This window comes from Vibrio sp. CCUG 15886 (assembly GCF_028570825.1).
Lineage (GTDB): Bacteria > Pseudomonadota > Gammaproteobacteria > Enterobacterales > Vibrionaceae > Vibrio > Vibrio vulnificus_B.
On record NZ_JAQQBT010000004.1, the window covers coordinates 54,896 to 73,660 of the forward strand.

The following is an 18,765-nucleotide window of genomic DNA, read 5'->3' on the forward strand; positions in this document are numbered from 1 at the left end:
ACATAGAAGATTTAAGATCACTAAATAGAACATATCACCCTCATTAACTTGCCGCTAACTGGGCGATAACATAAAATCTTTTGACTGCTTTAAGAGGAATATGTCAGGGAATGACTTTCGTACTTGATCTCAGAACTTTGTGTGTGATCACAGCGGCTATTTGTTTGTCTTATGGCGTTGGCCTCGCGCTGTTCAATCGCGCCCACATTAAACGCCACAATCTTATGACGTTTGTTTGTGCCTTAACGCTCATTGGCATGGCCACGGCTTTGATTGGCTTGCGAGGGGTCGTTAGCGACTTTTTCTCAATCGTCGCGGCTAATGTGATGCTGTATACCGGTTTTTCGTTTTTTCTGTATGGATTCAGTCAGTTTAGGCAAATCAACAATCGCTTCAGTGCCCTTTCCTTTGCCCTCATTGTTCCACTCACTTTATCGTTTATTTACTTTACTTATCTTGCCCCATCACTCAATGCTCGGCTGATTATCATCTCATCATTTTTATCTTTGACGCTTTATATGACGGCGTACAATGTACATCGAGGCTCTGCCAATGACACTCGCTTGCCCGTGAATGTGATTGTCACGTCTTTTTGCATTGTCGGCACTATTGAGCTCATCCGAGCGATCAACTTTATTCTTGTTCCAGAGGATCGTTTCTTTAATGCATCTCTGCCCAGTATTTACATTCTCCAGTTGTCGTACCTACTCGGTACGCTGAATGTCACCATCACGGCCTTTAGCTTAGTTTGGATAATCAACGAACGTTTGCTGACGTCATTACAAGAAATGTCGCTCAAAGACAACCTCACTGGATTCTTTAATCGTCACGGGCTTGAACAAAAACTGCCAGCACTGATTTCGTCTGCACAACATCGGCAGCAGCCATTGATTGCGATGATGTGCGATATTGACCACTTCAAACTGGTTAATGACACTTATGGCCATCAAGAAGGCGATATTATTTTGCAACGCTGCGCCGAAGCAATTCGAGCGCAACTACCACAACAGCATTTAGCGTTTCGATATGGTGGCGAAGAGTTTCTGATCATTTTGTCGCAATACGAACTGGTCCGTGCTAAGCAGCTCGCTGAAACGATTCGAATGACGATAGAACAAAGCCAGTTTGTGCAACTCCCAGAAAGGCACTTAACCATGAGTTTTGGCCTAACAGAGCTCAGTACACTGGATAATGTAGAAAGCATGGTAAAAAGAGCGGATCAAGCGCTCTATATGGCGAAGTCTCAAGGTAGAAACCAAGTAGTGGTTCATCAGTAGGCAGCAATTTATTAAGCGGAAGCTTACGGGGCAGTAAGAAATAAACCTAAAGCAGGCAATTGAAATGCTTATCACGCTATGGAACGCAGAAACGACAAAGCCCGCTCATTTGAGCGGGCTTTGTGTTTGTTCTAAAAGAACGAATATGGTGCGTCCAAGTGGACTCGAACCACCGACCCCTACCATGTCAAGGTAGTACTCTAACCAACTGAGCTATGGACGCTTTACGCACTGTTCTCGACTAACCATTCTTTTGAATGGTGCGTCCGAGTGGACTCGAACCACCGACCCCCGCCATGTCAAGGCGATACTCTAACCAACTGAGCTACGGACGCATCTCGTGAGAACGAGGAGGATATTACCCAGTGACGGTGTTAGGCGCAAGCATATTTTTTCCCTTTTAGTGCCGTTTGCTCTATTCCTAATCTTTTTGCTCTGTTTTTAGCCTTTTTCACTTTTAGTGATTTGATCTAATTCACATTTCATGGCGTGACAAGCTTGAGCACTTTGCGTTTATTCAATTGGAGCTGGGTAATCTCTGTCGCCCAATATAGATCGATCAACCGCTGCAATAAGCCACTTTGCTCCGCTTTGAGCAGTGCTCTCTCCAGCAATACTTTGTGCTGCTTTGCTCCTTCACTTAAGTAAAAACGAAAATCACGCTGATAAATAAGCAGCAAGTGCTGTTCGATTTCCAACTGAGGATTGAGTCTCGATTCGGCCATTACCTCGTTTACACCACGCGGGAAATAGTTAATGGCCCCTTGAGTTGAGAGTTTGTTATACAGCATTCGCCACTCACCATCTTGCTCATAAAATGGCAAATCATTGTGCAACCACACATCGGCATCGTACCACGCATAACCAAGCCCAGCCGTTAACCCACTTTGACGTAACTCATCAAGGCTATTGATTGAGTCATATTGGGGCTGAGCGCCTTTGGGAATAAGCAAAACGCGTTTACCAATCAAGCCATTGGTGACGGGCGCATTTACATAAGTGTATTGTGCATCTCTCTCTTTTGTTTGCAGTAACCACATCAAAGAAAGCTGGTTATTCTCCACCATCTTGACTAAGCGTTTTTGTGGAATGTGCTCAAAAGGCGTTTTGATGGTTAGCTTTACGCCAATGCTATCGAGCGATTGGCGCAATAACTCATGGTAAAAAAGATGGGAGCCATCGAGTTGGGTGGGAAGAACTAAAGTCAAGGTTTTGGGCTGAGCGGCCACGGCTGAAAAGTGAAACACGAACAACGCTATCGCAAACCATCTCATAGAACGCCCTCATTCTTATCCTTATATACAATATAGGCCGTTTTGGACGGTATAGGGATGAAAGATCAATCATCCTCATCCACATCGAACACCACATTGTAGTTTTCGGTGTAGGTACAATTTGGCTGACGGCTACAGGTGAAAAAGCGGCGACCTTTGAATTCTCCCTGGGAAGCAATTTTAATGATCATCGGACTGCCGCACTTTTTACAAAAGCGCACTTCTTTGTCTGGTTCAATCAAGTCGATATGCGCGGCGAGCAAACGTCTTAATCGTCCCACTTGATAACTGTGCTTAATCGACGTACCAATCAGTGGGATATTGGCGGTTTTGCACACTTGCATCAGTAACTTTTCCCGCTCAACTTTGACTTTGTTGAGCTCTTTACCGTTATCCAATTCAATGATCACACGTGGCTCAAACGTGCGCGGATCGCAAATCACATAGTCAAAATACATACGTGAAATACGGTTGCTGGCGATAAACAACTGCTTTTTGCTATTGATATCGCGTGGCGCAACCACATTACTCATATTCACTTTGGCAAACACAACACCATGTTCGCCAACCGCGGTTTTCAATGCATTGAAAAATGCCACTTCATGCCCTTTCAACACCGAGCCTTTCGAACGATAGGCATATTCCTTGGTATCATCCTGTTTGACGACGTATTTCTGTATTACGAAAAAAAACAAAATCAGTAGCGCGACAATAATAAAGATATTCGTCATCGGTTAATTACACTCAAAACATAGCCTTACTTGTTAAATACACTATGTGTAAACCGGATTGATGACAAGTGAAAACCCACCCAAGCTAGGCTCGCTTGTTACTACTTTGGTAGAGTTCACGTTTCAGATTGATTTAGATCAAACAATCACGGCGCAGCACTGATTACAGTGAATTTGGTTAATGAATTGTTAACCAAAGACATGTTCAGATAAAAGACAGGGATGTAGGAGATAAATCATGGAGTTGAAACAAGATCCACGCTGTTACACCGATGTGTGTATCGAAGGAAAGTGGTATCACTACGATCATTGCGGCACCACAGCGTATATGTTGAAAGGTGGTTGTTCAGAAGAGATTCAGCTCTCGCGCGAACCCAGCACCGAAAGTGAGTTGATTGAGCTACTAATGATGAGATGATTGAACGACGCCTATGCTGGGCGTCGTTAAACATTGGCCAATAAACACGAATCCCACTTTGCTAGCGATATTTACCCACGATGCTTTGATAGAAGGTTTGATTTTCATCATTGCTGGTGTGTTTTAGTGCATCAATGGCTTGCTGCAATGCTCTCACTGAGGCGCCATCAACGTCTTTGTTAAACGCATAATAGAGCTCCCCTTCTTGCAGAACATACACAGGTTCAAAATCCGCAGAGTTGAATCCACCTTTGGATATCCACCATTTCGCGACATTTTCTTCATAAGCCCAAAGATCGATCCGCCCTTTGTAAAGTTGCTCCGCCAAAGTAGAGGCATAGGAGCTCTCTTGCATTGAGTTACGCGGAACGCCCAGTTCAAGCAGGAGCTGTTCACCAACATCATCACGAATCACACCGATACGATATTGAATCAGGTCATTGGGGCGCTTAATGGAAATCTGCGCGCTTTTCTTAGCCATGACAACAATACGAGTGGCACTGATCGGCCCTACCCAATTGAACAAGTTTTCTCTCAATTTGGTGCGCGTGGTCGAAAAAAGCACCGTGTCTTTATTGATCAGCACGGTACGGTATGCTCTAGCCCAAGGTTGGACGGAAATGTCTTCTTTAGCGACAGGTTGCGTTGCCCTTGCCGTTGCAGCAACCAACAAGTCCACAGCGATGCCGTGCAGTTCACCATTTTCGGTAAAGTTATAAGGCGGGTATTCTTCTGTCAGATAAGTGATCGATTGAAGATCCGATTTCGCTATCGCGACTGCTGCCAACAAGGATGCAAATAGAAACAAAATTGAACGGAACATAACGCCCCCTAATTGTGATCCCTTGCAAGTAAATGTAGCCCCGAATTGACACATCTACCAACAAGGAATCACACCGCCACCTGTAAATTCAAAGTTGAGCGTCAGGCTGATTTTCGGGTTTGGCGAGATCGAATGCGGGCAGTTGATTGCAAGCGGCAACGACGGCATTGATGGTGGGATACGGTGTCATGTTTACGCCAAAACGGAGAGCGTTATACACCTGAGGGACCAAACATATATCGACGATACTTGGACTAGAACTGACGCTAAAAACACACTCGCCATAGTGTTTACGGTGAGCCAATAGCTTCTCTTCCACCGCTTTAAAACCCATATGAATCCAATGACGCACCCACAAGCGTTTTTGCTCTTCATCCACCTCCAAGCTGCCTTCAAGATACTGCAGGACCCGAAGATTATTCAGAGGATGGACATCAATCGCGATGTCTTGCGCCAACGCCAACGCTTGATACTTGAGTGGCCCCATAGACGGGATCACTTGAGTCGATGAATAGTTATCATCGAGATACTGAATGATAGCCAACGACTGATTGAGTACCAGATCCCCATCCACCAACACGGGCACCAGCTCATTGGGGTTCAGAGCATGGTAATGCGCGAGATGCTGCTCTCCGCCATTTTTCACTAAATGAATCGAGTGGTTTTCATAGCGGAGCTGCTTCAGGTTTAAGCAGATCCTCACGCGATAGGCGGCAGACGATCGCCAATAACCATAGAGTTTAAGACTTGTCTCCATACCAACCTCATTTATGCTGATAACGACTCACTTGTTGTTCAATCGCACCAAAAATAGATTGCCCTCGCGCATCAAACATTTCTAAGCGAATAGAATCGCCAAAACGCATAAATGACGTGCTGGCTTGACCATCACGAATTGTTTCAATCATACGAATTTCGGCAATGCACGAGTAACCAACACCACCTTCTTCAATCGACGTGCCGTGATCGGTTCCTTGCTTATTCGACACCGTACCAGACCCGATGATGGCCCCTGCAGACAGCGGACGCGTCTTTGCCGCGTGCACAATCAGATCGGCAAAATCAAAGGTCATATCTACGCCGGCATTCGGTTTGCCAAACGGTTTATGGTTGTAGGTTGAGATCAGCGGCAGATGAAGTTTGTTTTCATACCAGGCTTCACCCAGTTCATCCAAAGTAACGGCGACGGGAGAAAACGCAGAAGAGGGTTTGGATTGAAAGAAGCCAAAGCCTTTGGCGAGTTCAGCAGGGATCAGGCCACGCAACGAAACATCATTCACCAGCATCACGAGACGAATCGCGTCTTCTGCTTGTGCAAAACTGGCCCCCATTGGCACGTCACCTGTGATCACCGCCACTTCACCTTCAAAATCAATGCCCCACTCTTCACTGGCAAATTCAATGTTGTCACGTGGTGCGATAAAGGCGTCGGAGCCCCCTTGGTACATGAGTGGGTCTGTCCAAAAACTTTCTGGCATTTCAGCACCGCGGGCTTTGCGCACTAATTCCACGTGATTGACGTATGCAGAGCCATCGGCCCACTGATAAGCACGCGGTAACGGTGAATGGACCAAGGTCTCTTCGAACGGCAAGCTTCCCGTCACCTCGCCTTGATTGAGCGCTTGATAAAGCTCTTTCAGCTTTGGCTCGCACACAGACCAATGATCCAGTGCAAGCTGCAATGTCGGCGCAATGTCAGCCGCGGAAACATAACGGCTCAAATCGCGACTGACGACGATCAACTCACCATCGCGATGCTCATTCTTCTTGGTTGCTAATTTCATCTCTCTTCCCTTCTCAAATCTTGCTGTTCTGTCGTCCGTGTTATTTTTGATTTTCACGCCAACTGTAGACGTATTCTTTGTTTTCTACACTGTCGAGTTCTTGTGCAAACGTTAATGCATGGCGCGTATCAATCATCACCGCGACTTCGTCGGTGAACTTTTTCTTATACTCTTGGCCAGCTTTGAATGCCTTAGGATGCGGCCCGTGGGTAAAGCCTGCCGGGTGAAACGTCACCATGCCTGCTTCAATGTTGTCGCGGCTGAAAAAATCCCCCGCATGATAGAACAACACTTCATCATAATCGTCGTTGTTGTGATAAAACGGCACTTTCAACGCGCCTGGGTCACTTTCGATAGGACGCGGCACGAAGGTGCAAACAACAAAGCCGTTCCCAACAAAGGTGGTGTGTGCCGACGGAGGCAAGTGATAACGATGAGACATCAATGGGCGTATATCGCGCCAGTTCAGTTTCACTACAGAGAGATCACCATGCCAGCCAATGGCATCCAATGGATTAAACGGATAGGTAATCACGCTCACCTTGTCGTGGCGTTTCACTTCCACACGCGTCTCTTGCTCTGAGTATTGCGCTTTGAACTGGTCGTTGATCGACGGCGTTTCAAGTACCGCAGGGTCAAATACCGCATGATTACCAACTAACCCTTTCTCTGGCAGTGAATACGCCGCATCGGTGTTTTCAATCATCAAAATAAACATCGCCTCTGACGGCTCCAAGCGCCAGTTGGTTGAACGCGGGATCATCACGTAATCCCCTTCTTCTACTGACAAATGGCCATAGTCACAGTAAAGGTCGGCCTTACCTTGATGGATAAAGAGCAGCTCGTCGCCATCGGCGTTTCGCGCCAGAAATTCCATTTTAGTTTGGGTTTTCCAGACTCGAACTTTACATTCGTGATTGTGAAGCAAATGCGGCACACTCCAAGGAGAGGCTTGATTGGCGCTGGTCACGCGAGTGAAATCAAACGCTCTCGGTCTTAAATCGCCTTGCCAATCGGTCCAGCCTGTTGGGGCATGTTGATGATGAAAATGCGCAGCGGGGCCAAAGAACCCACTACGCCCCGCTTCACGTTCGTAAATTGCCTCTTCGGGGAAATCGGCATGTGCCTGCTTGGAGCAGACACCTTCCCGATGAGGAAAGGTGATCCATTTATGCATTATTGAGTACTCCACGGCGAATTTGATCTTCTTCTATCGATTCGAATAGCGCTTTGAAGTTACCTTCGCCAAAACCTTCATTGCCTTTACGCTGAATGATTTCAAAGAAGACAGGCCCGATAACCGTCTGGGTAAAGATCTGTAGCAAAATGCCATCTTTTAGCGGTGCACCATCGATCAGGATGCGTAAATCACGCAATCGAGACACATCTTCTTTGTGTCCTTCAACACGGCTATCTACTTTGTCGTAATAGGTATCCGGCGTGGGCATAAAGTCCATACCTCGGTCGCGCAGCGTTTGAACCGTTTGGTAGATGTCGTCCGTGGTGAGCGCGATGTGTTGAATGCCTTCACCATTGTACTCACGAATGAACTCTTCGATTTGTGACTTATCGTCCGAAGATTCATTGATTGGGATACGAATTTTGCCACATGGTGCGGTCATCGCTCGGCTCACCAGACCGGTGAGTTTCCCTTCAATATCGAAATAACGAATTTCACGGAAATTGCCAATACGCTCATAGAATCCCGCCCAAGTATCCATGTTGCCGCGTTTTACGTTGTGGGTAAGGTGGTCAATTTCATATAGGCCAACATCCGACTTCGCTAGGCGCTGAGCGGCGTCATCATAAAAACGAAAATCGACATCGTAGATACTCTGCTTACCGTAGCGATCGACAAAATAGAGCAAGCTGCCACCAATGCCATACACAGCAGGGATACTCAGTTCCATCGGCCCGATTTCTGTTTTGTATTCTTCTGCGCCATTGGTCAATGCGTGCTTAAGTGCTGACGCTGCATCCTGCACTCGAAATGCCATCCCACATACTGAAGGTCCATGAACTTTTGCAAACTCCTCAGCCTGACTGTGCGGCTGAGCATTAACGACAAAGTTGATATCGCCCTGGCGATATAGCCAAGCTTCTTTCGAGCGATGCTTGGCGACTTCTGCAAAGCCCAGCGAGGAAAACAAATGCTTAAGCTGCTCGATACCTGTGTTATCTGCGGCGGTGTATTCGACAAACTCAAATCCGTCTGTGCCCAGTGGGTTGATTGCATCCACCATGACTTTCTCCTTTTAGACTGCTTTTTATTTTGGTTAACACTTTGTTAACTTGAACCAGAGTCAGAAGAATTGGAATAGCGCCTGTCTACTCAAGAAAAACTCAATCCCCCCGCAAAAATGTAAAGCATTTGTTACACTACAAGCCAATAACCATAATTTGACTCAAAAGCGTGTCATTCCTTCTTCGATTACCCCTTTGCGTTGTACGAGGCAATTTACACACCCATCGCAAATGTAAACATTATGTTAACCAATGACTGATGGTTATTTTTTCGCTGTTTAAAACGTCATTATTGTGTCAGTCAGTCCGTTTATTTGATTCAACGCAGTTTTATTGTCTGCCAACTATGCACAATGGAGCATTCTGTTCCTACACGGGCGCTGCCCACAGCAAAAGAGAGATCAGCCGAATGATTCCAGTAAACCAAGAACGTCTTATCGAGCATTTTTGTCAGTTAGTGCGCATCGACAGTGAGTCGATGAATGAAAAAGCGATTGCCGAAGCGCTGGCAGAACAGTTGGGCGACATGGGTTTTACCGTGCACAAACTGCCTGTGCCAGAGCACATCTCCAATGGCTTTAACGTCTATGCACGCCTAGAGGGTGAGCTTGAAGGTTCCATCTTGTTAAGTTGTCACATGGATACCGTGGCGCCGGGAAATGGCATTGAGCCTGTGATTGAAGATGGCATTATCCGTTCAAAAGGAAACACCATTCTTGGTGGTGATGACAAATCGGGCATCGCCGCCATTATGGAAGCGGTCCGTCTGTTGAAAGAGCAGAATCAACAGCACAAAACCATTGAGCTTGCCTTTACTGTGCATGAAGAAGGCGGCCTGTTTGGTTCCGAATATTTTGATATGAGCTACGTCACTGCTCAGCAAGCGATTGTACTGGATACTGGTGGCCCAATTGGCTCTATTGTCACGGCGGCACCTGGCCAACAGAAAATCGTCGCCACGATTAAAGGCCGCCCAGCCCACGCAGGTTTGGCACCAGAAGAAGGCATCAGCGCCATTATGGTTGCCGCCGATGCCATCAATCAAATGAAGTTGTTGCGTATTGACGCGGAAACGACCGCCAACATTGGCACGGTTCACGGAGGTCAGGCGACAAACATCGTCATGCCAGAGTTGAAAATTGTCGCGGAAGCTCGCTCACTCAATGCAGAAAAGCTCGATGCGCAAGTCGAGCACATGATCACGACTTTTGAGCGTGTCGCCGAAAAACATGGTGCGGAAGTGGAGATTGAGTCCAGCCGTGCGTACAACGCGTTTGTGCTTAGCGATGACCATCCTCACGTCGTGGAGATTAAGCAAGCTTTTGCGGACATTGGTGTGGACGCGATGACCAAAGGCACTGGAGGTGGTAGTGATGCCAATAACTTCAATGCCAAGGGTTTAACGACGGTCAATCTTTCCACCGGCATGTCAAAAGTACACACCACGGAAGAGTTCATTGCCATTACGGACATGGTCAAAATCACCGAATTTTTGACTCACTACTTAGCCAAGTAACCCCTTCGACGCACTGGCCTCGCCAGTGCGTTTTCTCTGTTGTTTGTTTCCTCTCCTATTTTTCTCTCGGATCCAAGTTCTGATCACCCATTGCGTTGAAAGTTCTTTAGATCTCGCAAAGCAATGAAACGAGAGCTTATCTTTCATAGATTTATCGATAATCATCACATTTAGTTGCTATTCAAATGATTACTATGCATTTGGTTTTAATTAATAACGTGATAATCAAATGAAAAAGACCCTGTTAACCAGTGCAATAGCGCTCTCCCTGACTTTTCCAGCCCTCGCCGCGAATGGCGATATCCATAACGTTACTATTCTCGGCACATCCGATCTTCACGGCCATTTTATGCCTTGGGACTACGCTGCGGACAAACTCAATATGAGCGGCAGCCTGAGCCAAATCGCCACCAAAGTAAAAGCGATTCGCCAAGAACAAAATAACGTCATCTTGGTCGACGCTGGTGACACCATTCAAGGCAACTTTGTCGAAACGTTTAAAGAAGAGCCGATCGATCCGATGATGCTCGGCTTCAATGAGATGAACTATGACGTTTGGGTATTAGGCAATCATGAGTTTGATTTTGGCTTGAACGTGCTTAATCGCTCTCTCACCCAATTCAAAGGCACCTCTCTGGCAGGCAACATTCAACGCCCTGATGGCAACCCGTTTTTGCCGGGTTACACCATCATTGAGCGTGGTGGGATAAAAATCGGCGTGATCGGAATGGACACCCCCATGACGCAAGTCTTCGCTGAAGGAACCAATCGCCTTGAAGGGATGACCTTCACCAACCCGACGCTGGAAGTGAAAAAAATCGTCAAGCAGATTGAGGGCAAAGTTGATGCGATTGTGCTAGTTGCCCACATGGGCCTCGACAATGAAAACGACATCGCAGACACCGGTGTCACCGACATTGCCAACGGCAACCCTGAGCTCGATGCCATTGTGGCCGGCCACATGCATACGCGCATTGATAAAGCCGTGGTCAATGGCGTCATCATCACCGAGCCCGACAAATATGGCCGCGCGCTGTCACGCATTGACTTGCAGTTTGAAGAACAAAATGGCCAATTTACCTTGATCAACAAAGACAGCTACACCTACAAGATCAAAGGCGTCGATTCGGATGACAAGATGGAATCACTCTACGAACCGTATCACAAGCGTCTGCGTGAAATGGCCAACCGCGAAGTGGCGCAGCTTACTGGTGTTAATTTAGTACCAGAAAACGACATTCGTGGTATCCCGCAAGTGCATGTTCAAGACACAGGGATCAGTGCACTTTTCCAAGAAGCGAGTTTTTTCTACGCACCTCAAGCCAACGTCATTGCACTGCAAATTGACAATGACAACGCCAAGTTGGACGTAGGCCCCATCAAAGCTAAAGACATCGCATACAACTACCAATATGCGGGTGGCGAAATCACGGTTTATCAAATGACGGGCAAAGAGTTGAAGCAGTACATGGAGTGGTCTGCTGGTTACTTCAATTCTGTGCAACCGGGGGATGTGACATACAGCTTTAATCCTGAAAGACGCGCCTCAAAGTACTCAACCAACGACTTCTTCGCGGGCGTCACCTACACCATCGACTTAACTCAGCAAGCAGGCCAACGCATTACTGATCTCAAGTTTGCCGATGGCAAACCCGTGTTAGACGACAGCGAGATTCGTATTGGCATGAATAGCTACCGTATGGGTCATTTGACCAAAAAAGGCGGCGTATTAGAGGGTCAAACCTTCCCTGTGCTGTTTGATACCGAAGCAAAATACGGTGAAGAACAAGGCACCATCCGAAATCTCACCATTCGCTACCTCACCGAGCAGAAACAGGGACAATACGTCGGCCAACCGATGCAACGTTGGAAACTCTTTGGTTTGCAGGGGTTTGAGAAAGAAGGTGCGATCGTCAAACAGTTGATCAACGAAGGCAAAATCGATGTACCTGCCAGTGAAGATGGTCGCTACACCAACATAGCTTCAATTAATGTCAAAGCACTGGTGTTCACCAATCCACAGGCTAAAAACGAAGCCATTACTTCCCGCCTTGCCAAAATTGAGGAAGCGAATCCTACAGAGAAACAACATCTTAAGCGCGAGTTGATCCTCATCGAAGCACTGAACCCATAAACCACGTCTGTGCACCTCTTGGTAGGTGCACATTTTTTCTCTCGCAAAATTGTCACAATAAAATTCCCTTCCGCGCGCTTTTGCCTGTCGACATCACAAAAAAAATAGGATAGGTTTAGATGTATAGACGTCTAAAAGAGATTAGCTTAGGGAGAAAGCTGTGCCTATTCGTATTCCAGATCAATTACCAGCCGCCGATGTTTTGCGTACTGAAAACATCTTCGTAATGAGTGAAACCCGTGCAGCAAGCCAAGAGATTCGTCCACTAAGGGTGCTGATTCTCAATTTGATGCCGAAAAAAATAGAGACAGAAACTCAGTTTTTACGCCTGCTTTCCAACAGCCCACTTCAGGTTAACGTTGAGTTGCTGCGTATTGACGATCGCCCGAGCAAAAATACCCCAACCGAACATCTCGATAATTTTTATCGTCAGTTTGAGATGGTGAAAAACCGTAACTTCGACGGCCTGATCATCACCGGCGCGCCGCTTGGTTTGGTGCAGTTTGAAGATGTCATTTACTGGGATCACCTCAAAACCATTATGGAATGGGCCAAATCCCATGTGACTTCCACCCTCTATGTTTGTTGGGCAGCACAAGCTGGGCTCAAACTGCTCTACGATTTGCCGAAGAAAACGCGTAAAGAGAAGCTCTCTGGCGTATATCACCACCGTATTCACAAACCTTACCATCCGGTTTTGCGTGGTTTTGATGATTCTTTCTTAGCGCCCCATTCTCGCTACGCCGATTTTTCGCCAGAGTATCTCGCAGAACACACCGATTTGGATATTCTCGCGACGTCTGACGATGCAGGTGTTTACCTAGCCACCACCAAAGACAAGCGCAACGTCTTTGTTACTGGCCATCCAGAATATGACCCGCACACGCTGCACAATGAATACATTCGCGATTTGGGTGAAGGCATGGAGCCGGCAATTCCGGTTAACTACTACCCCAACGACAACCCAGATAATCCGCCAATTGCAAGCTGGCGTAGCCACGGCCATCTGCTTTTCTCGAACTGGTTGAACTACTGCGTTTACCAACAAACGCCTTACGATCTCGATCATTTCAGCGAAGAAGCGTTTACTAAGGACGAATAGCGCCACACGAAATCAAACCGTTCTTTTACAACAGGCCGCCTTTCACGCGGCCTGTTGTCGTTTATACCCGTTAATCGTTTATGCAAAGTGACTCGCATTGTCGATGTCGATTGGTAGGCAATAGACCCCAAGGATTTATCATCTCTTCAGGCCACATTAAAAAGAACGAAAACGATGAAAAAACAAACTCTTCTTTTGCCGCAATTGGTAGCACTTACCCTTTTGACTGGGTGTGTCACAGTCACTGAAGGCCAAGCACAAAAAGATCCGGACCCAATTGGCATGGCAGAATCTCGCATTGCCTTGGGGCTTGGCTATCTAGAAAATGGCGCGATGATCAAAGCCCATGACAACTTACAACAAGCCCTGACTCACGCTCCTGATTATTACCGAGCGCAACTTTCCATGGCCCACTACTACGAGCGCGTTGGTGAAAACGGCAAGGCCGAGGATATTTATCAAAAATCGGCTCGTCAGCACCCAAAAAACGGCAACGTATTGAACAACTACGGCACGTTTTTATGCAAAAAGGGCGAGTATGACAAAGCGGATCGTTTGTTTAATCGTGCCATCGAGCAACCTTACTACTACTTGATTCCTGCCAGTTATGAAAACGCCGCGTTTTGCGCTCTGAAGGCGGGCGACAATGTAAAAGCGCAAACCTATTTCACTCGTGCGATTGACTACGACCCACACCGCCCCAAATCGGTGCTCAACCTCGCTAAGTTGGAAATCGATACCGGTAACTACCCCCAAGCGCGCCTACGCTTGATGCGCTTCCACCAAAGCTATGGGTTGCAAATTCCCTCGCTTAAACTGATGATCGATTTAGAAGGCAAAGCAGGCAATGTGGCGCTGGTGAAGAAGTATCAGAGTGAATTGGACAAATTGACTGCCCGCCAAAGCTAGCGATTGCTGGCGGATGAATTCAAAAGACGCGACTAACAAAAAACCTCTACCCAAAAAGCAGAGGTTTTTTATGGTTTTACCGCCCACATGACTCAACGTCTTGAGGTTGAGTTGCGGATTTTGTAGCGATCTTTTCGGTGCGTATTGCGTAACTTACGCACCTTCGTTTTTCTCTTAATCGTCAGATATTCACGGTAAATAATCCGAATAAACGCAATTAAGCCAATGATGAGCAGAATGGTAAAAACGCTCAGGAAGCTTTCACACAGCCAATCTGGCTGACAGGGTAGATAAATTTCAAAATCCATCGCATGCCCTCCTATTACGCAACCTATTCGTTTTTAACTCGGGATGATTGTCTCCATCACTCTCGCAGTTTGATCCACTCTCCTCTTTGTTGTTTGTCCATAAATGACCAAGCAACAAAGCGACTGACCTTTTGTCCTTGGCTCATTTCGACGACACGAATACTGCGTACACCTAATTTTTCCAACTGTTTACGTAGAGGTCTTACGTTGTCTTTCTTCGAAACGAGCGTACTGAACCACAAAACCTGATGGGCAAAACGCTCACTTTCGTTCGCCATGCGCTTCAAGAAGGAGGATTCTCCACCTTGACACCACAACTCAGAATTTTGACCTCCGAAGTTAAGTATAGGTTTGTTTTTCGAGATTTTTTGTGAACCAGCTTTTGCTGTTACACCTTTTTTCAAACGGTTGGCGGCGAGGTTGTCTAATTTTCGTTGCGTGCCAAACGCCGCTTCCTGTGCCGAAGCGTGAAATGGCGGGTTGCATGTCGTCACATGAAAGTAGTCTGTGGGGCCAATAATGCCTTGGAAAATATGCTGTGACTGGTCTTGCAATTTGAGCTCAAGCTGCCCCTGCAGCACTGGGTTAGAGTCAGCAATGCGCTGCGCTGACTCAATCGATTTAGGGTCAACGTCACTACCCGTGTAGCGCCAACGATAGTCACAAATCGCAATAATGGGATAGATCGCATTGGCACCGACACCGATGTCCAACGCCTGAACTTTCTCATGAGGAAATGTACCTTTCACCTCTCCTTCCAAGAGCTCCGCTAGACGATGGATATAATCCGCACGCCCGGGGATTGGCGGGCACAAATAGCCTGCTGGGATGTCCCAATTTGCCACTTGGTAGTAAGCACTGAGCAGCGCTTTATTGAGCATTTTTACTGCCATTGAATCTGAAAAAGAAATACTCGCCTCACCTTTAGGATTTTTGATCACAAAAGGAGCAAGCGATGGCAGCGCCTGCGTTAACTTAGCAAAATCGTAACGCCCTTGATGTTTGTTGCGCGAATGCAGCCCAGCACGCGTAACTTTGACAAAATCACAACTCGATTCAGACGCACTGAGATCACGACTCTTTTTCGTGCGCGGTTTTGGGGCTCGTTTCGCAGGCTCTAATGGCTTGGCGGATTTTCGTTTGTTCGTCATTATTTTTTTGCTTCCTGAGCTTTTAAATCGAGGTAAATCATAAACAGACGAGCATCCAGCTCTAGTTGGTGATAGTCCGGCTCCATGTAGCAGCAAAGAGAGTAAAAGGCTTTATCATGCTCTTTCTCTTTAATGTGCGCCAACTCGTGCACAACCAACATGCGCAGCAAAGGCTCCGGCGCGTCTTTAAACACATTGGCAATGCGAATCTCATTTTTCGATTTGAGTTTACCGCCGTGGTTGCGAGAGACGACACTGTGCAAGCCGAGCGCGTTGTTAATCAGATGAATTTTCCCGTCGTACACCACTTTACTGATGGGGCCCGTTTTCTTCATAAACTGGTTCTTGATCTGCATCGCGTAGTCAAACAACGCTTTTTCACTGCGAATGTCGTGACGCACAGGGTAGCGTTTATCAAACCAAGGAATTAAACGTTGTGACTCAATCAATTGGGCCACTTGCTGCACGATATGCTGCGGGTATCCCTGAATGTAGCGAAGTGACGGATGCATCATGGAATCGGACCTGATCATTTTTCAAAGCGCGCTAGTTTACCTGACTCCGCCCCTTGATTCATCGCTTTTTCTTTTCGTCCGCAGCGAAATTGGCTACACTTGCGCCCCTTTTCATTACATGGCAAGACAAGATGAAACGTGTCGTCCTCTATATCAAAGACAAATGTCCACATTGCAAAGATGCGCAGCGCTATCTGGATAGCAAAGGCATTCAATACCGCTTGTGTAATGCCAAGATGCATCGCGGTCGTAAAGAGCTCGACGCGATTGGTGCGCGCTCTGTGCCTGTACTTAAAATCGGTGACCGTTTGATGATTGGTTGGAACCCGAAGAACTTTGAACGCATGTATGGCGATAAGTGATTACAGCTAAACATACTGCTTTATAAATTCGATAAAGGTGCGATCCGCCACCGACAGATAGCCGCCACGTCGCCAAGCCAATGCTAGGTTCAGAGTGACGGGCGGAGAAAATGGCACGCCGACCACGCCACTCTCATTCTCGGTCACCAATTGAAGCAGCGCAGTAATGGCAAACTCTCGCTTTACGATCTTCAAAATCAATGGCAATAGATTGGTTTCAAAAGAATACTGCATTTCAATGCCATGCTGCTGGCTAAAGTGATCGAGAAAATCGCGGTGGAAATAACCCGATTTGAACATCACCAGTTCATGTTGAAAAAACTCTTCAAAAGTGAGGGATGCTCGTTGCGATAACGGATGCTCACTGCCGACAACCGCCATCATCTGGCTAGAGAATAGGTGGTCGATTTCTAAATCGTCCGGTACGTCGTTTTCCGTGATCACACCAATGTCCAAATCCCCATCAAGCAGCATCTTACGAATCGACTGCGTCCCCGCTTCAATCAGTGTCAATTTTAGATTGGGATAGTGACTTTTAAACGCCATTAAAATTTCTGGAAAGAAGTAGCTGCCCATCATGCTTGGCGCACCAAGGCGCACCTCACCTTTCTCAAGCCCTTTCAGTTCATTCATCGCCAACTCGGCATCATGCAGTTGCTGCACGACACGTTTGGCATGCTCATACAAGGTTTGCCCTTCCGTTGTCAGTGCGATCTGTTTGTCATCACGCTTAAATAGCGTCACGCCGAGGCTTTGTTCGAGCTTTTTGATTGAGACACTCAAGGCAGGCTGCGCGATATGCAAAGACTGCGCAGCACGAGTGAAATTTTTCTCTTCGGCCACCGCCAAAAATTGTTTGAGTTGTTTCGATTCCATCTAGATCAAAAATATATCGTCATCATATTTTTAATATATTTTGTTTATCACGACGTGACTGATACTGTGCTCACAAATCAGTAGGAGAATTAAGATGTACGAACTCGGCAGCTCTCAGTATCGCCATATCACCATTGCCTTGGCACTCGGTTCGTTTTTAGTTTTCTGTAATCTTTACCTCTTTCAACCCATGCTGCCTAAATTGGCGTTGGAATACGCGGTATCGGAAACACAGGTAAACTGGGTATTTGCCGCCACCACACTGGGTTTATCCCTTAGCCTTGTCCCCATGGCGGTGTTGTCTGAAAAAATTGGCCGACGCACGGTCATGTTGGCGGGTTTGTTCGCCATTCCACTGTGCAGTGCCGCTCTGCTGCTTAACGACTCTTTCTTGTTTATCGTCATTTGCCGAGCGCTCCTTGGGGTGGCGTTGGCGGCCTTTGCGGCAGTTGCCGTGGCGTACATGGCGGAAGAGTTGCACCCCAAAGCGTTTAGCCACGCCATCGGCGGTTACATTGCGGCCAATTCACTCGGCGGTATTAGCGGACGAATCAGTGGCGGTTTGATGTCCGATTGGTTTGGTACCACGGTCGCAATTGAGGTGATGCTGGTCTTCACGCTACTGGGCGTGATTGCGGTGAGTTTTTTGCTGCCCAAGCAGAAACATTTCTCCCCCAGCACTCACAGCTTATGGCAACACAATCAGACCATCGTCCAGCACCTGCGTCACACCCGAGTTTGGTTGGCGATGGTGATCGGCGGACTCAATTTTGCCCTTTTTGTGAACCTCTATTCCGTGATGGGATTTCGCCTGGTGGCAGAACCGCACGGCCTGCCCGTTGGCCTCGCTTCATTGATTTTTTTGTGTTACCTCGGCGGTACCATCAGCTCCAAATACACCGGAAAGTGGAATCAACATTTTCATCCGGTCAGCGGTATGTTGCTGGGCGCAACGATCAGTTTGTTTGGCATGCTAATCACTTCGATTGAACATTTAGCCGCCATGTTTATCGGTTTAGTACTGATTTCCTTCGGCGCTTTTTTCACGCACACTTTGGCGTATGGATGGGTCGGGCAAAAAGCCACTCACGCAAAAGCAACGGCAACCGCGATGTATCTGGTGCACTACTATGTAGGCGGTAGCCTTGGCGGATTCTTCTTGCTCTATTGCTGGCAACATTGGCAATGGAATGGTGTGATCATCGCAGCGCTGAGTATGTATGTGTTGCTGTTTGCCGTGATACTGCAACTGAAAAAACCCAAATACGCGCGCATGGAAGAGGCCTTGGTCAAACATCCTTGAGTCGTCAAAGGGGATAGGATTGAACTCCACGAGTGGTT

19 protein-coding genes and 2 tRNA genes are annotated in these 18,765 nt (G+C 47.1%); 8 read left to right on the forward strand and 13 right to left on the reverse strand.

What is annotated here, in order from left to right; translation table 11 throughout:
* Positions 1 to 110: 110 nt before the first annotated feature.
* Entirely contained in the window at positions 111 to 1,277 is a 1,167-nt protein-coding gene (locus tag PQQ36_RS10290; protein ID WP_225470737.1) for a GGDEF domain-containing protein, read from the forward strand.
* Positions 1,278 to 1,423: 146 nt separating this feature from the next.
* Here PQQ36_RS10290 and PQQ36_RS10295 read toward each other — a convergent pair.
* The 4 genes from PQQ36_RS10295 to PQQ36_RS10310 form a co-directional block, all read right to left on the reverse strand.
* Positions 1,424 to 1,500 (reverse strand) — tRNA-Val (locus tag PQQ36_RS10295).
* 35 nt (positions 1,501 to 1,535) lie between these two features.
* Positions 1,536 to 1,612, reverse strand: a tRNA-Val gene (locus tag PQQ36_RS10300).
* Positions 1,613 to 1,759: 147 nt separating this feature from the next.
* Positions 1,760 to 2,551, reverse strand: coding sequence for a hypothetical protein (locus PQQ36_RS10305; RefSeq protein ID WP_103277882.1), 792 nt, complete (start codon positions 2,549 to 2,551; stop codon positions 1,760 to 1,762).
* A gap of 65 nt (positions 2,552 to 2,616) precedes the next feature.
* The gene (locus tag PQQ36_RS10310; RefSeq protein ID WP_011080598.1) at positions 2,617 to 3,282 is read right to left on the reverse strand and encodes a DUF2726 domain-containing protein; all 666 of its coding nucleotides are present in this window, start codon (positions 3,280 to 3,282) and stop codon (positions 2,617 to 2,619) included.
* Positions 3,283 to 3,520: 238 nt separating this feature from the next.
* Between PQQ36_RS10310 and PQQ36_RS10315 the strand changes: the two genes are divergently transcribed.
* Positions 3,521 to 3,700, forward strand: coding sequence for a hypothetical protein (locus tag PQQ36_RS10315; RefSeq protein ID WP_011080599.1), 180 nt, complete (start codon positions 3,521 to 3,523; stop codon positions 3,698 to 3,700).
* Positions 3,701 to 3,761: 61 nt separating this feature from the next.
* Here the strand turns inward: PQQ36_RS10315 and PQQ36_RS10320 are convergent, their stop codons facing one another.
* The 5 genes from PQQ36_RS10320 to hppD are packed head-to-tail and all read right to left on the reverse strand — an operon-like array spanning position 3,762 to position 8,550.
* Positions 3,762 to 4,577, reverse strand: coding sequence for a substrate-binding periplasmic protein (locus PQQ36_RS10320; RefSeq protein ID WP_225470736.1), 816 nt, complete (start codon positions 4,575 to 4,577; stop codon positions 3,762 to 3,764).
* Between the two features lie 34 nt (positions 4,578 to 4,611).
* Positions 4,612 to 5,280, reverse strand: coding sequence for a maleylacetoacetate isomerase (gene maiA, locus PQQ36_RS10325; RefSeq protein ID WP_225470735.1), 669 nt, complete (start codon positions 5,278 to 5,280; stop codon positions 4,612 to 4,614).
* Between the two features lie 7 nt (positions 5,281 to 5,287).
* The gene (locus PQQ36_RS10330) at positions 5,288 to 6,307 is read right to left on the reverse strand and encodes a fumarylacetoacetate hydrolase family protein (protein WP_225470734.1); all 1,020 of its coding nucleotides are present in this window, start codon (positions 6,305 to 6,307) and stop codon (positions 5,288 to 5,290) included.
* Between the two features lie 40 nt (positions 6,308 to 6,347).
* Positions 6,348 to 7,484 (reverse strand): homogentisate 1,2-dioxygenase, encoded by a 1,137-nt coding sequence (locus tag PQQ36_RS10335; RefSeq protein ID WP_225470733.1) that lies wholly within the window; start codon positions 7,482 to 7,484, stop codon positions 6,348 to 6,350.
* The gene (hppD, locus tag PQQ36_RS10340; protein WP_011080604.1) at positions 7,477 to 8,550 is read right to left on the reverse strand and encodes a 4-hydroxyphenylpyruvate dioxygenase; all 1,074 of its coding nucleotides are present in this window, start codon (positions 8,548 to 8,550) and stop codon (positions 7,477 to 7,479) included. The genes PQQ36_RS10335 and hppD overlap by 8 nt, the downstream gene beginning before the upstream one ends.
* A gap of 410 nt (positions 8,551 to 8,960) precedes the next feature.
* Between hppD and PQQ36_RS10345 the strand changes: the two genes are divergently transcribed.
* The 4 genes from PQQ36_RS10345 to pilW all read left to right on the forward strand — a co-directional run bounded on the left by PQQ36_RS10345 (position 8,961) and on the right by pilW (position 14,212).
* Entirely contained in the window at positions 8,961 to 10,067 is a 1,107-nt protein-coding gene (locus PQQ36_RS10345; RefSeq protein WP_225470732.1) for a M20/M25/M40 family metallo-hydrolase, read from the forward strand.
* A 229-nt stretch (positions 10,068 to 10,296) separates the two neighbouring features.
* Positions 10,297 to 12,201, forward strand: a complete 1,905-nt coding sequence (locus tag PQQ36_RS10350; RefSeq protein WP_273661145.1) for a bifunctional metallophosphatase/5'-nucleotidase — start codon at positions 10,297 to 10,299, stop codon at positions 12,199 to 12,201.
* 160 nt (positions 12,202 to 12,361) lie between these two features.
* Entirely contained in the window at positions 12,362 to 13,303 is a 942-nt protein-coding gene (metA, locus tag PQQ36_RS10355; RefSeq protein ID WP_011080607.1) for a homoserine O-acetyltransferase MetA, read from the forward strand.
* A 174-nt stretch (positions 13,304 to 13,477) separates the two neighbouring features.
* Positions 13,478 to 14,212 carry a type IV pilus biogenesis/stability protein PilW gene (gene pilW, locus PQQ36_RS10360; protein WP_263242006.1) on the forward strand — a complete coding sequence of 245 codons (735 nt, stop codon included), beginning with the start codon at positions 13,478 to 13,480 and terminating at the stop codon, positions 14,210 to 14,212.
* Positions 14,213 to 14,304: 92 nt separating this feature from the next.
* Here the strand turns inward: pilW and PQQ36_RS10365 are convergent, their stop codons facing one another.
* From PQQ36_RS10365 to PQQ36_RS10375, 3 genes are read right to left on the reverse strand one after another with little or no spacing between them, the layout of a single operon-like run.
* Positions 14,305 to 14,520 carry a hypothetical protein gene (locus tag PQQ36_RS10365; RefSeq protein WP_011080609.1) on the reverse strand — a complete coding sequence of 72 codons (216 nt, stop codon included), beginning with the start codon at positions 14,518 to 14,520 and terminating at the stop codon, positions 14,305 to 14,307.
* Between the two features lie 56 nt (positions 14,521 to 14,576).
* Positions 14,577 to 15,671 carry a 23S rRNA (adenine(1618)-N(6))-methyltransferase RlmF gene (gene rlmF / locus PQQ36_RS10370; RefSeq protein WP_263179338.1) on the reverse strand — a complete coding sequence of 365 codons (1,095 nt, stop codon included), beginning with the start codon at positions 15,669 to 15,671 and terminating at the stop codon, positions 14,577 to 14,579.
* Positions 15,671 to 16,183 carry a YgjP-like metallopeptidase domain-containing protein gene (locus PQQ36_RS10375; RefSeq protein WP_013571934.1) on the reverse strand — a complete coding sequence of 171 codons (513 nt, stop codon included), beginning with the start codon at positions 16,181 to 16,183 and terminating at the stop codon, positions 15,671 to 15,673. The genes rlmF and PQQ36_RS10375 overlap by 1 nt, the downstream gene beginning before the upstream one ends.
* 134 nt (positions 16,184 to 16,317) lie before the next feature.
* Here PQQ36_RS10375 and PQQ36_RS10380 point away from each other — a divergent pair, with 134 nt between their 5' ends.
* The gene (locus tag PQQ36_RS10380) at positions 16,318 to 16,548 is read left to right on the forward strand and encodes a glutaredoxin family protein (RefSeq protein WP_011080612.1); all 231 of its coding nucleotides are present in this window, start codon (positions 16,318 to 16,320) and stop codon (positions 16,546 to 16,548) included.
* Positions 16,549 to 16,554: 6 nt separating this feature from the next.
* Here PQQ36_RS10380 and PQQ36_RS10385 read toward each other — a convergent pair whose 3' ends face one another.
* Positions 16,555 to 17,424, reverse strand: coding sequence for a LysR family transcriptional regulator (locus tag PQQ36_RS10385; protein ID WP_017422186.1), 870 nt, complete (start codon positions 17,422 to 17,424; stop codon positions 16,555 to 16,557).
* 94 nt (positions 17,425 to 17,518) lie between these two features.
* Here PQQ36_RS10385 and PQQ36_RS10390 point away from each other — a divergent pair, with 94 nt between their 5' ends.
* Complete coding sequence (locus PQQ36_RS10390) at positions 17,519 to 18,727, forward strand: MFS transporter (protein ID WP_238827323.1); 1,209 nt, start codon at positions 17,519 to 17,521, stop codon at positions 18,725 to 18,727.
* Positions 18,728 to 18,765 lie beyond the last annotated feature (38 nt).

Coding starts and splice junctions, on each gene's coding strand:
- PQQ36_RS10290 (WP_225470737.1), top strand. CDS start 111: ATGACTTTCGTACTTGATCTCAGAACTTTGTGTGTGATCACAGCGGCT.
- PQQ36_RS10305 (WP_103277882.1), bottom strand. CDS start 2,551: ATGAGATGGTTTGCGATAGCGTTGTTCGTGTTTCACTTTTCAGCCGTG.
- PQQ36_RS10310 (WP_011080598.1), bottom strand. CDS start 3,282: ATGACGAATATCTTTATTATTGTCGCGCTACTGATTTTGTTTTTTTTC.
- PQQ36_RS10315 (WP_011080599.1), top strand. CDS start 3,521: ATGGAGTTGAAACAAGATCCACGCTGTTACACCGATGTGTGTATCGAA.
- PQQ36_RS10320 (WP_225470736.1), bottom strand. CDS start 4,577: ATGTGTCAATTCGGGGCTACATTTACTTGCAAGGGATCACAATTAGGG.
- maiA (WP_225470735.1), bottom strand. CDS start 5,280: ATGGAGACAAGTCTTAAACTCTATGGTTATTGGCGATCGTCTGCCGCC.
- PQQ36_RS10330 (WP_225470734.1), bottom strand. CDS start 6,307: ATGAAATTAGCAACCAAGAAGAATGAGCATCGCGATGGTGAGTTGATC.
- PQQ36_RS10335 (WP_225470733.1), bottom strand. CDS start 7,484: ATGCATAAATGGATCACCTTTCCTCATCGGGAAGGTGTCTGCTCCAAG.
- hppD (WP_011080604.1), bottom strand. CDS start 8,550: ATGGTGGATGCAATCAACCCACTGGGCACAGACGGATTTGAGTTTGTC.
- PQQ36_RS10345 (WP_225470732.1), top strand. CDS start 8,961: ATGATTCCAGTAAACCAAGAACGTCTTATCGAGCATTTTTGTCAGTTA.
- PQQ36_RS10350 (WP_273661145.1), top strand. CDS start 10,297: ATGAAAAAGACCCTGTTAACCAGTGCAATAGCGCTCTCCCTGACTTTT.
- pilW (WP_263242006.1), top strand. CDS start 13,478: ATGAAAAAACAAACTCTTCTTTTGCCGCAATTGGTAGCACTTACCCTT.
- PQQ36_RS10365 (WP_011080609.1), bottom strand. CDS start 14,520: ATGGATTTTGAAATTTATCTACCCTGTCAGCCAGATTGGCTGTGTGAA.
- rlmF (WP_263179338.1), bottom strand. CDS start 15,671: ATGACGAACAAACGAAAATCCGCCAAGCCATTAGAGCCTGCGAAACGA.
- PQQ36_RS10375 (WP_013571934.1), bottom strand. CDS start 16,183: ATGCATCCGTCACTTCGCTACATTCAGGGATACCCGCAGCATATCGTG.
- PQQ36_RS10380 (WP_011080612.1), top strand. CDS start 16,318: ATGAAACGTGTCGTCCTCTATATCAAAGACAAATGTCCACATTGCAAA.
- PQQ36_RS10385 (WP_017422186.1), bottom strand. CDS start 17,424: ATGGAATCGAAACAACTCAAACAATTTTTGGCGGTGGCCGAAGAGAAA.
- PQQ36_RS10390 (WP_238827323.1), top strand. CDS start 17,519: ATGTACGAACTCGGCAGCTCTCAGTATCGCCATATCACCATTGCCTTG.